A 12,275-nucleotide genomic window follows, 5' to 3' on the forward strand; every position below is an offset into this window, starting at 1 on the left:
AAGTTGAGCAGCATGGAACTCGACTTGGAAGGAAAACACGCCGACCGCGCCTACGCCATTCTCGCCTCGCTGGTAACGCCGCGCCCCATCGCGCTGGTGACGACTCTCGATGGCGACGGAATCGTGAATGCGGCACCCTTCAGTTTCTTCAATGTGATGGGCGCGAACCCGCCGATTCTGGCCTTTGCGCCGGGCGATCGCGACGATGGCACCCCGAAGGACACGGCGGCAAACATCCGGCTGAACCACGAGTTTGTGGTGAATCTGGTGGACGAATCGATCGCCGGGGCGATGAACCGGACCGCCGCCAGCCTGCCGCCGGGTGTGAGTGAAATCGGGCACGCGGGTTTGCATACATTGCCTTCGACGATGGTGAAGCCGCCGCGCATTGCCGAGGCTCCGGCCAGCCTGGAATGCACCGAGTGGGGCACGCTGCAAATTGGTGGCAACCGGATGATCGTGGGCCTGATCCATCGCGTGCATCTGCGCGAGGAGCTGTTCGAGACGGAGACGCAGCGCATTCGGACGGCGGACTATCATCCGGTCGGGCGCATGGCCTCGCCGCACTGGTATTGCCGGACGAATGAGCAATTTGAAATGATTCGCCCGGCGTAGAGTTATCCGGTTGCCATTTCTAACAAAATTTCCCATGAGTAGCGCATGTCGAAACGCCACCGCATGTCCTACGCCCGTGCTCGGCTCTGGCTGGGGATCGCCAACGTCGGATTCTGGGTGGTGCTGGCGGCCGTCGCTCTGAGACTGGATTTACCGGGCCAGTTCTTTCCGGCACAGGCGTTGATAGGAAAGAAACTCGCGATCTCGCTGGCGACGTTTCTGGGTGGTTACATTGCGTTGCAAGCGCCGTTCGATCTGCTCGGCGGCTACATTTTGCCGAAGCTGCACCGGCGTTACTACGGGGACTTTAGCGATTTTGTGACGAACTGGGTGCGCGGCGTGACGGTGCAGGCGGCAATCTTTTTCCTAATCGGACTTACATGGCTATGGAAGTCCGAATGGCTCATCGGTCTGGCTTGGATGTCGTTGTTGCTCGCCTGCCAACCGAGTCTGGCCCGAATCATGGGCGACTTTCAAGCGCGCGGTGAGAATGCCTGGAAGTCGCTTGACGACGCATTCACCGGGGGCATCGCGGGTTTCCCTGGGATGCAGAAGGCGATCTTTGTGACCGGACGCGGCCAGCGCTTGCGGGCGATGGACGAACGCCGACGGCATCATGTGCAGAAATTGTTCATGCCCGTGGCGGGGATCGTGATCGCGACGAGTTTCAATTTACTGGGGCTCCTGATGGCTGTGCAACTCGTGCGTCACCCGCTGCAAAGTGTGGCCGGTCTCGTGGAACTCGCTCTCTGGTTTACGCTCTGGTCGTTCGTCGGGCTGCTGATTTTGCCCAGCCTGAGTCGTCCGTCGGTCTATGCGGGCGACTACGCGCTCTATGTAAAGGGCGTGGAGGCAGCGGAGTTTGAGCATTATCTGCAATACGATTTTTCCCAGGCTGGCGAGGAGGAGCGTTCGAAATGGGTCGAGTGGATTTTCCATCCGGTGCCGAGCGTGGCGAACCGGCTGGCGCGCTGGGGCCAGGCCCCCGGCTGGTCGGGTGGCTGGCACGCGGCGCGTTATGCCATTTATCTGTCGTGGAGCGGACTCTCGCTGCTGAATCGCGCGGTGCATTGCAATGTCGGCAAGCCCAATGTCTGGGTGATGCTGCCCTGCGACTGATTCACTGGATCGGCGCGAGCAAACGAGCCACGCGTACCCGCAGCCGGAACCAGAAACCGGCGTCGGTGATTTCCTCCTGCGTGACCCAATGGCTGTTCCGAAAGTCGTTTTCCAGCATCGCCTCGACTTTCTGGGCCATCACGTGATCCGCGAAACCCATCGTGACCTCGAAGTTCAGGCGAAAGGAGCGGTTGTCGAAATTCGCCGTGCCGATGGCGGTGTAGTCATTGTCCACGAGCATGACTTTTTGATGCATGAACCCGCGCCGATGCCGATACCAACGGATGCCGAGCGGGATGGTTTCTGTGAGGTAAGAGTAGGATGAAAGTCGCACCAGCTCGTTGTCCGGCTTCTCGGGAATGAGGATGCGAACATCGACGCCGCGCAGGGCCGCGAGTTGCAGCGCGGAGATAAATTGCTCGTCGGGCACGAAATACGGGCTGGCGATCCAGAGGCGCTCACGGGCGGAATTGATCGCAAAGAGGAAAAACAACGTCGCCGTTTCCAGAGTGTCCGCCGGGCCGCTGGTGAGGCAAAGCGCGGCGGTATTGCTCTGCGGACTGCGCTGCGGCGACCAGTTGAGCACCGGCGTTTCGTCCGTGGCCCACTTCCAATCCTCCAGCCACGAGACTTGCACGCCCTGCACGACCGGACCCTCGACCTCGACATGCGTGTCGCGCCAGGCCCCGTGACCCGGGTCTTTTCCGAGGTATTCGTCGCCAACATTGTGACCTCCCACGAAGGCGACGCGCCCATCCACGACGACGATTTTGCGGTGGTTGCGGAAGTTGATCTGGAGCCGGTTGGCGAAACCTTTCGTCGTGTCGAAGGGCGCGATCTGCACGCCGCCCGCCCGCAGCGTGTGGCAATAGCTGCGCAAATGCCCGCTGCCGATCTCGTCGAAGAGCACGAAACAGCGCACGCCCGCGGCAGCCTTGGCCAGTAAGGCATCGCGCAGCCGCTGGCCGAGGCCGTCGTCGCGAATGATGTAAAACTGCACGAGCACGTAGTCCTTGGCCTGCGCGATGGCGCGAAAGATTGCACTGAAAGTCGCCTCACCGTCGATCAGCAGCTCGGCGCGGTTATGCGTGGTGAACGGCATTTTTGCGAGACTCTCCAGCAGCAGTGTCTCGTGCTGGCGCGTCTCCAGCCGCAGGCGAAACTCCTCGACGTCGGTCACGAGTTGACGCGCCACCGCGCTGGTCTTGAGCGTTTCCGCTCGGCGCGAATGGATGTAACCGGCAAATTTGCTGCGGCCAAAAACGAAATACGCAGGCACCGCCAGCCACGGGATCGCGTTCAACGCCACCGCCCAGGCAATCGCGCCCTGCGAAGTGCGCGTTTCGAGAATGGCTTTGATCGAGGTGAGAAACCCGGCCAGTTGAAATCCGGCCAGCAGGAGGGTCAGCCACATGGCGCTCAGACTCGGAAGATTCTCGGAAGAAGGAAATCTTTTTTCCTCGGCAGATAACGCAGACGGTGGACATTTTCACAAATCTCCGCAGGGAAATCATCCGTGGCAGGATTTTTGCTAGGTAACGGGAAACAACTTTACCCATTTTGAACAAAGAACTCCTCGACCACATCCTCGCCGCCATGATCGATACCGACGACGGCGTTTCCGATCTCCTTTTCGTCGTGGGCAAGCCGCCGCACATCGAGTTGCATGGTCATCTGCACGCCATGGAGACCGATCCGCCCGATCTCGGCCTGACTCACGCCCAAGTCTCCGCGATGGGAAAAATTCTCATGAACGGCAACAAGCGGCTCGAAGAGGACTGGCTCGTGAATGGCTCGTGCGATTGCAGCTACTCCATCCCCGAGGCGCGTTTTCGGGTAAATTTCTTCCGGCAAAACAGCAACCCGGCCATCGTCATGCGCAAGCTGAACTCCGTCATTCCTAACATGAAGGCGCTCAACCTGCCCGCCGTCTTCAAGAACATCATCAAAGAGAAAAACGGCATCATCTTCGTCACCGGCGGCACCGGCAGCGGCAAGACGACGACGCTCGCCGCCATGCTCAATGAGATCAACGAGCAGCAGTCGTGTCACATCATAACCCTCGAAGACCCGATCGAATTTCTCCATCCGCACAAGAAATCCATCTTCTGCCAGCGCGAACTCGGGAAGGACTTCAACTCTTTCCCCAACGGCCTCCGCGCCGCCCTGCGCCAGGCGCCGAAAGTCATCCTCGTCGGAGAAATTCGCGACCGCGAGACCATGGAGATCGCCATGACCGCCGCCGAGACGGGTCACGTTGTATTCAGCACCCTGCACACGATCAACGCCGGCCAATCCATCAACCGCGTCCTCGGCATGTTCACCCGCGAGGAGGAACCCCTCATCCGCCAGCGCCTCGCCGAGACCCTCCGCTACGTCATCAGCCAGCGGCTCGTTACGAAGATCAGCGGAGGCCGCCACCTCATCACCGAGATCATGGGCAGCAGCCTGAGCACGCGCGAAGCCATGCTCTACGGTGAAAAAGACGGACGCACCTTTCAGGACATCATCGAAGCCGCCGTCCCACAAGGCTGGCACAGCTTCGACCAGGAACTCCTCCAGGCCGTGGAAAAAGGCATCATCACCGAGGAATCCGCCATGCTCTACTGCAACATCAAAAACAAGATGAGCCGCGAACTCGACTCGCTGCGCAACCAGAAAACCTCCAAATCCTCCGGTTTCCAGGAAAGCGGCCTTCGCATCCAGGAAAAACCCGCCGCCGCAGTCCCTCCGGCGTTGCCGGTTTAAATCCTTGGATTCGATGGTTCTTAAAACATTGCCACCTCAAAGCGACGCGGGTTCTAATAAGGACCTGAAGCCTGCTCCAAAACCCGACCCGATACCTTGGGCTTGGCTTTCCCTCTCTCGCTTTCTGCTTGCCTCCATCGTCGCTGCGCAGCATTTGGGGGATTACCTTCCGGGTGCAGTCCAGCAGTTTGTCGCTTCATTCGGCAAAGTCGAAGCCATCTTTGGGTTTCTCCTCATCAGTGGTCTTTCCATCGGCTCATCGATTAACAAGGATGCCGATGGATTTTATGTGCGACGCCTCAAGCGAATATACCCGGTCTATCTCTTTTCCATTGCTTACCTGTTTATCGTGGATAGGTCAGCCGCTTTTGCGTCTACTCCTTACAGATGGCAGATGCAGTTGCTAGCTGCTTTGTTGTTTTTACAAAATGTGATCATCCCGTACTCGCTGGTGATACCGGCCTGGACGCTCGCTACCGAGGTGTGGCTCTATACGCTGGCTCCACTTTTCCAGAAAATCACCACCCGCTGGCTGCAATGGCTCACTCTAGGCTCGCTGCTGTTTTATGCTGGATACACTCTCAGCCGGTCACTTCTCCATCAGCCTTATTTCGCGGGCACGATGTATGGAATCAACCTGCCTTGTCTGGCATTTCCCTGGTTGATCGGGTTTCTAATCGCTCGAAAATGGGAGACTCGCCGACAGGTATTGAGCTTGTGTGTGACTTGCCTGGTGTTTCACATCAGCCTGGTCGCAGTCATTCAAATAGGATCGATGTGGCGGCGGCATACGCTCTCCAACTTCCTGCCAGAATACGGATACACCACCCTGGCCAACGCCTTCACTCTTGCGTGTGTCGTCTTCATACTCTTTTGGCCACACCTCAAGTCCCCGCAGAGAGGCTCGACGTTGGACCGAATATTCACCTTTTTGGGAAACATTTCCTACCCGCTCTATCTCACTCATATGACGTCTTACAGCCTCTCTCAGAAACTTAAGCTGCCCGGTTCGCTCGCCTATTGTGGCACTGCCGCCATCATGGCCTGCGTTTGCTACATCCTCGTCGATTTCTACAGTCGCAAGAGAAGGAGCTGACCCGTGATAAAAGTTCGGACAGCGGTTATTTGCGGTGTCGCCTTGCTGGCATGGTCCTACTTTGCCCGACCCATCTATGATTCGGCCTGGATCGCGTCCCAGCGCGGACGGGACAAAGTGGAGGCCAAAATCTCACACAATGCCCAGATGCCTTTCGATGATGTCGTCGCGCTCAACACCCGGCTCGTTGCGGAAACGGATGGCTACATTAAGAGCACACGCGAGTTGGATGCCCATCTGCCGCAGTTGCAAAACATCCTGTATTCCTCGCTGCCGGATTATGCCGCCAGCACCGAATTTCTGCGGGCGACCCTGCGGCAGTCGATCCAGTATCCCATCGCTAATGCGCTGCACGGAAACGATTTTTCCAGCGTGCAGGAGACTTCCATCGGAGCGGACGAACTGGCCAGCTACTCGTTGTTAGTCATCCCCGCCTTGGGCGATGCTAGTATCGCTCTGGTGAACGCGGTCGGCATCCTGATCGTTCCGAAAAAACACGACGCGAAGATGCCACTGATCATCGCCGCCCATGGGCGCGGCGGAATGCCCGATCATTCGGCCAATGGGAAAATCACGCTGATGGAATCTAACCATCGCGATCTGGCTCGTGGCGCCATCGAGCGGGGCTGGGCCGTCTTCGAGCCGATCTATGTTTTCTATGGCCGGGGCTATCCGGAAAACATCCGCGACCTTCTAACCATTCGCGCCGAGGAGGCGGGCACCAGTCTGCTGGCGATGGAATTTACCAAGACGGAACGCGCGATTGATTACCTGCTTACACGCCCTGAATTCGATGCCAGCCGGCTTGCCATGGTGGGCATGTCCTACGGTGGCTTCAACACGCTCTACACCGCCGCGCTCGATCCACGGATTCGTGTTGCGGTAGTCGCCGCTTACTTCAACGACCGCCCCGACGTTCTGGACAGCAACGAACCTGACGGCTTCCTCGACTGGCGCTTCAGTCGCAGTGCGGGCGCTCTGCGCGACCCGCAAATCGCGGCCTTGGTCTGCCCGCGTCCGCTGCAAATCCAAGCTGGCACGCAGGACCAGCTATTCCCCGTGGAGGGCGCTCGCAAAGCCGCGCCGGAAGCCCGCGAATACTACCGTAAACTTGGATTGGAAGACCGGTTCGACTACCACGAATTTACTGGCCGTCACGACTTCGATGGCGACGCCGCGTGGACCTTCATCGAACGCGGATTTACCGAACGCTGATCACGGCTGGCCCACGGAGAGGCGCATAAAACGCGGGCCAGCGCCCGCAGGCAGCACGTCGCGGACGATGATCGTTTCCAAACCCTTGGCAGGCACGTCTAACAAATCACTAATGCGATAGGTGAGGTCATCTGGATCGATCCACACCCAGCTCGACGGGTTGGTTAGATCGGAGCTGGCACCCACTCGCATCGTGACGTCGTGAACAGAATAATCGCGCGTAAACTGCAAGGTGAGATAGTCGGTGCCCAGCCAGTTCAGGATGTTAGTCAAAATAGCGGATCGCGAGGCGCGCACGGGCGATGTGCCCAGGGCGTATTCCAGCAAGTTGGATTGTCCATCGCGATCAAAGTCGGCCAGCATTCCAGTGAGACTCGCATTGGCTAGATCTGTGCTGCTGAAGTTCTGCTGCTGCCAAAGCTGGAAGCCGGTGGTTTCCTGTGGAATGAGCCCTGCTTCATCTAGAAATACAGCCTGCACAGCCGCAATGCCGCTGATGGATTCAATCGTCAGTGTGACCGGACCTTGAAAGCGAAACTGATAGATGTGGCTGATGCCTACAGTATCCGTCGTGTCATAACCGACACTCGGCAAAGTCTGGTCTTTGGGACTAATCCGAACTTTGTAGGTGGCCGCATCGTGGAACCGTGCTGGCATGACAACCGTGAGATAATAAACGCCGGCATGTTGGGGGGTGATGTCAATCGTGCCCTTCCTTGTTCCTGTGTTAACCACGTATAGGCCACTAATGGAACCGGGCACATTGTTTACGGAAAACTGGTAGTTCAGAAAGCCATCCGTCCTCCACCCAGATTTGGGTTCGATGGTGTTTCCGGGCAACAGATTTATGGAATCGGTGAGATTGCTGGCACTCCAACTAAAGATGCGATAACCAGCCGAGCCAATGTCGCGCAAGGTTAGATTTCCTAACAGTGGACTAAGCTTGGTCAACACAGGTTTGCCAACCGCTATCTGATTACCATTCACCTGTAACTTGGATGGCTCCGCGCCAGCTTGATCATAACGTCCGGCGACTTCCACGAGGGAGGTTAGACTCGCCGGGGTGGCGGCGACGGGGGTGGAGTCAACGGACTCGCTATGGTTAGTCACGGCGGAGACGGAGAAGTAATAGGTCTGGCCGTTGGTGAGATTGGCGATGGTTTTTCCGGTGCTCTCCACGCCGCCCGCGATGAGAGTGGCGATGCCTCCGCGCGAGGTGGCCAGCTTGACGTTATAGCTCTTCGCGTCGGCCACCGGATTCCAGGTGAAGGAGACGCGGCCATCGCCAGATTGCACTGCAACTCCCGTGGGAAACGGGTTGGGCGCGACGGGGATGACTAACATCTGAGTCTGGCCCAGAGTGCCGGTGGCGGTGGTTTCGCGGATGGTCTGCGCTCCGTCGAGCAGCCAGCGTTGCGGGCCGTGCTGGCTCTCGTCGTTCGCCCAGAGATAAATCTTCCCATTAACCTCAGTGACGAAGGAGAACGCGCTGTTGCCGGCGAGCCCGGGGATCACGCCCTCGAAGCTTTCGTGGCCCAGACTCGATTCGCCAAATTGCCCGACGAACAATCCGTCGTCGTAGAAATGCATGAACTGGCACGCCTGATGATCCGCCCAGAACTCGCCGTGGTAGCCGAAGATGACATTCCGTCCGCTGGTGAAAACGGTGTTGCCCGGATAGTTAACATTGTCGCCGATGTCGAACGAACCCAGGCCATCTAGTGGAACGCTAGTACTAACGGTCGGGCTCGCCTTCCAGAGCCAGTCGCTGCCGCCTTTCCTCACGCCGCCGAGATGCCAACCGTTGTTCTTTGTCGCGTCGAAGGAGATGAGAATGTCAGTCGTAGTGCTGGGCATTCGGAAGTCGCCCAAGCTGCAGCAGCGGGTGAGTGGGTCCTTGCTCGTCGCGGGCGCGGTGGCGAGCGTGGTGTAGCTGCCCCAGAGCGGATTGTTTTGGTCGTCGAAACCCAGCAGTGGCTTCTCCTCGAAGGTGGCCGTCGTGCCGGAGTCGCCATAGATGTGGCCGCGACGGAGCGCGCCGGTCGGGGTGAGCGTTTCAAAGGTTCCCGGATCGGCCTTCGTGGGTGTGAATGGAATGTTAGTCAGCCGTGTGCCCTGCGCGGTGAGTTCGACCAGTTCCTCGCCGGGAACATCCTTTTTGGCGACAGCACCGTAAGTCCGGCCATTCGACAACGTCGTGACCTGGCGCACGCCGCAGCCGAAGTCGAAATACTCCACCGGCAGATTCGCGCCCCAGTTTCGTACTAGCTTCCAGCCCTGCGCGAGCGGCTTCGAGTAATCGACCGAGAACTCCAGGAAATCGGAGAAGACACGAGTGGGATTGTTAGCATCCACACTGGTCGAGTAGGAGACGTTTTGAAACATGATCTCCTCGAGATAGGTGCGGTCGGCGGCGAAATGGAGCAGGCGGCGATTGCCGACATCGCTCAGCCAGAAGGAGCCGTCCGGTCCAATGGCGATGGAGCCGCCCGGCTTGCCCTCGCGGTCGAGGAAAAGAAATTTATCGTGGGTCACGTCGGGTCCATTGGCAGCGTAACCGCCGGCTTGTCCGAAGGTTAGGATGGGACTGCCGGTCGTGCTAAACGCCTTCACCTGCTGGCTGCTGCCCGCGTCCACCACGACCACGAATGCCCCATTTGGATCGACGGCCAGATCGAGGGGCTCCTGCAAATTGCTAACAGGCGTGCTAACATTCGGAGTCGTCGCCGGCGTGGTGATCCGGCAGAGCGACGTGCCGCTGATCGTCCAGAGATCGCCATTGGGGCTAAAGGATAATGCGCCGGGCGAGGGGACGCTGATCGTGCGGATCGCCGCGCCGGTGCGCTTGTGGACGAGATAGATTTTATTCTCGGGACGCACACTCACGGCCAGGGTGCTGCCCGTTTTCTCGACCGCGATTCCAGAGACGCCCTTGACCGATCCGACTTTGATTCCATTGGCGAAAGGGAGGAAATTGGCCGGGCCGTTCTCGATCGGTGCGCCGTTGGTAAAGCTCACGCTCTGGTGCGTGCTAACATCGGAGGCCACGATGAAACCCGGCCCGCTATGGTCCACGCGCGTCACCGGGTTAGTACTATCTGGAGCTGCGAAATAGACCCAAGTTCCATCCGTATCGGTTGCCACCCATTCGGGGGTGAAGATGTTGCCCGTCTGGCTCACCAGCGTGCCATCGGTGTTGCGATACCAGCACCAATGATCGTTCACCCGCTGGATGTCGTTGGTTAGAAATTGGCGGAAATCGTAGTCGCCCTCGACGTAGCCGGTGATGTAGAAGGCGTTCGTGCCGCTAATGGTTAGATCGCGCAACGGGCGAAAGCCGCGATGTACCGTGGGACCGTATTGCGCGGTGGAAGTGTTGCCGATTGCGCCCTGCCAGATGTAGTCGAGGTGATGCGACAAGACGCGCACCGAGTAGGAGCCGGCGGGAGCGGCAGCCTGCTCGTCGGTGAGTCCATCCCAAGTCGAAGTGTGGTCGCCACGGGTGAAATCCACCTTTCTCCAGAGCGTGCGGACGAGCGTGCCATCGGGAGTAAAAACGCCCGCGCTGGTCGTGGCGTCCTCGTCGAGGGTGAATTGGAAAGGAAGCGTCGCCGCCGTGAGCTGCCCGATCAGCAACAGAAATAATGCTATGGAACGCCAGAGAGTCATCGTGCAAAAGCCCGCGGAAACTAGCAGGGAAAGGCTACCGGCGAAAGCGCGAGTTGACTGCTTCGGGAGCGCACGCGTCTCGCGTGTTCCCTTTTGCGTCCCGCGAAAGGGCCCGTCCCAGCCATCGGACGAGACGTCCGCTGGAACACGCGGGACGCGTGCTCCCGAAAGATCAGAGCTTCCTCAGCGGCACTTCGACTTCACCCAGGGCGCGGTAAATAGCCTGCCGCACCTGCTGGATCGCGCGGCGCAAGGTCGGGCTGTCGGCGGCGAGGAGCTTGATCGCCCACGCGCCGGGTTGCAACGGACTCAGGCCGATCCAGAGCGAGTCGCTTTGCAGGGAAAGCAGGTCGTCCAGCGCTCCATCACCACCGACGAGCGGCGTCGGCGTCACGAGATAGACCGTCCCATAATAGGCATGGGGGAAAACGTGGCGGAGTGCCGTGAGGTTCGGCGCGTCGGGAACGATCCGGGAGCGCTCGCGGACCACCGGTTCGCCGCCGATGAGCAGATCGGTGCGCCAGTCGAGCGCGGTGTATTGGAAGCTCTCGCCCGAGGCCACGCGGCCCGGTGCGAGCGTGTCGATGTAGAGAAGCGACGCGCCAGATTCCAGTTCGATCCGGGTGTGCTGATGGCACGTCGTTCCCGCCTGCGGAATGAACAACTCGGGGAACACCTCCAGCCAGCCGCCCGCCGCCACGCGGAAGTGCTGGCGCAGAAAGATCTCCCCGGAATCCGTCCGATGCGCCCGGCTCGCACTTGGCGTCGTCACCAGGAGGCGTGCGCCGGATTCGACTTCGATCCGACTTTCAATGCAATCCCCCGCCAGCAATCCAGCGGTCTGATTCACGATATGCACGATCAACGTCGCGCCCTCGCGCCACGGTTTGCTGAGATGCATCGGAGCCCGAAACGATTGCCGCGTGATCGTGCTCACACCCCGGTCGTCCAACCCGCAGACCAGCTCCAGATGACCCGCAATGCCCTGGCTCATGGGCGGGGAAAAGGGTTAATATCCCACCGCCTCGTTCCCAAACTCCTGTTTGGGAATGTCTTGTCCCGCAAACTCCGTTTGCCAGGCGGGAGGGAAACAGAGTTTCCCAGACAAGTGCGTTCCCAAACGGGAGTTTGGGAACGAGAGGACTGCACTCTTCGGCCCGTTAACATCCAGTCTTCCATCACGCAAACAGCACCTCGCGCCGCAGCCAGGCCAGCAAGTCGTCCTTCCCCTTCTCCGAGCGCAAATCCGCAAACAGAAACGGCCTGTCCCCGCGCATCAGCTTCGCATCCCGCGCCATCACCCCCAGATCGGCGCCGACATAGGGAGCCAGCTCCGTCTTGTTAATGAGCAGCAGATCGCTGTGCCGGATCGCCGGACCGCCCTTGCGCGGGATCTTGTCGCCCTGCGCCACATCGATCACATAGATAAACGACTCCACCAGCTCCGGCGAAAACGTGGCGGACAAATTATCGCCGCCGCTCTCCACCAGGATGAGTTGCACGTCCGGGTGCCGCCGCTCCAGCTCCGCGATCGCCGCCAGATTCATCGACGTATCATCGCGGATCGCCGTGTGCGGGCACCCCCCCGTCTCCACCCCAAGCACGCGATCCGCGGGCAGCGCGTTGTTGCGCACGAGAAACTCCGCATCCTCCCGCGTGTAAATATCGTTCGTCACCACCGCCAGCGAGATTTCCCCGGCCAGCCATTGGCAGAGGCGCAGCACGAGCATGGTTTTTCCCGACCCGACAGGGCCGCCGATACCGATACGAACAGCGTGTTTCATGGGGGAGAAATTAATCACGAAGACTCGAA

At 59.3% G+C, this 12,275-nt stretch carries 9 protein-coding genes; 5 read left to right on the plus strand and 4 right to left on the minus strand.

What is annotated here, in order from left to right:
• Positions 1-12 precede the first annotated feature (12 nt).
• Together ABIT76_05420 and ABIT76_05425 are read left to right on the plus strand one after the other, a co-directional pair.
• The gene (locus tag ABIT76_05420; protein ID MEO7932579.1) at positions 13-615 is read left to right on the plus strand and encodes a flavin reductase family protein; all 603 of its coding nucleotides are present in this window, start codon (positions 13-15) and stop codon (positions 613-615) included.
• 45 nt (positions 616-660) lie between these two features.
• A complete protein-coding gene (locus ABIT76_05425) occupies positions 661-1,734 on the plus strand; it encodes a hypothetical protein (protein ID MEO7932580.1) in 1,074 nt (357 codons plus the stop codon).
• 1 nt (position 1,735) lies between these two features.
• Here ABIT76_05425 and cls read toward each other — a convergent pair whose 3' ends face one another.
• Positions 1,736-3,148 carry a cardiolipin synthase gene (cls, locus tag ABIT76_05430; GenBank protein ID MEO7932581.1) on the minus strand — a complete coding sequence of 471 codons (1,413 nt, stop codon included), beginning with the start codon at positions 3,146-3,148 and terminating at the stop codon, positions 1,736-1,738.
• A gap of 146 nt (positions 3,149-3,294) precedes the next feature.
• Here cls and ABIT76_05435 point away from each other — a divergent pair, with 146 nt between their 5' ends.
• From ABIT76_05435 to ABIT76_05445, 3 genes are all read left to right on the plus strand, one after another.
• The gene (locus ABIT76_05435; GenBank protein MEO7932582.1) at positions 3,295-4,482 is read left to right on the plus strand and encodes a PilT/PilU family type 4a pilus ATPase; all 1,188 of its coding nucleotides are present in this window, start codon (positions 3,295-3,297) and stop codon (positions 4,480-4,482) included.
• 13 nt (positions 4,483-4,495) lie between these two features.
• A complete protein-coding gene (locus ABIT76_05440) occupies positions 4,496-5,578 on the plus strand; it encodes an acyltransferase (protein ID MEO7932583.1) in 1,083 nt (360 codons plus the stop codon).
• 147 nt (positions 5,579-5,725) lie between these two features.
• Positions 5,726-6,793 carry a dienelactone hydrolase family protein gene (locus ABIT76_05445; GenBank protein ID MEO7932584.1) on the plus strand — a complete coding sequence of 356 codons (1,068 nt, stop codon included), beginning with the start codon at positions 5,726-5,728 and terminating at the stop codon, positions 6,791-6,793.
• Here the strand turns inward: ABIT76_05445 and ABIT76_05450 are convergent, their stop codons facing one another.
• From ABIT76_05450 to ureG, 3 genes are all read right to left on the minus strand, one after another.
• Entirely contained in the window at positions 6,794-10,462 is a 3,669-nt protein-coding gene (locus tag ABIT76_05450) for a FlgD immunoglobulin-like domain containing protein (protein ID MEO7932585.1), read from the minus strand.
• 172 nt (positions 10,463-10,634) lie between these two features.
• On the minus strand, positions 10,635-11,456 hold the full coding sequence (locus ABIT76_05455; GenBank protein ID MEO7932586.1) for an urease accessory protein UreD: 822 nt from the start codon (positions 11,454-11,456) through the stop codon (positions 10,635-10,637).
• 184 nt (positions 11,457-11,640) lie between these two features.
• Positions 11,641-12,246 (minus strand): urease accessory protein UreG, encoded by a 606-nt coding sequence (gene ureG, locus ABIT76_05460; GenBank protein MEO7932587.1) that lies wholly within the window; start codon positions 12,244-12,246, stop codon positions 11,641-11,643.
• Positions 12,247-12,275 lie beyond the last annotated feature (29 nt).

The sequence above is a fragment of the Chthoniobacterales bacterium genome, assembly GCA_039930045.1.
In the GTDB taxonomy this organism is placed as follows: Bacteria; Verrucomicrobiota; Verrucomicrobiia; order Chthoniobacterales; family DASVRZ01; genus DASVRZ01.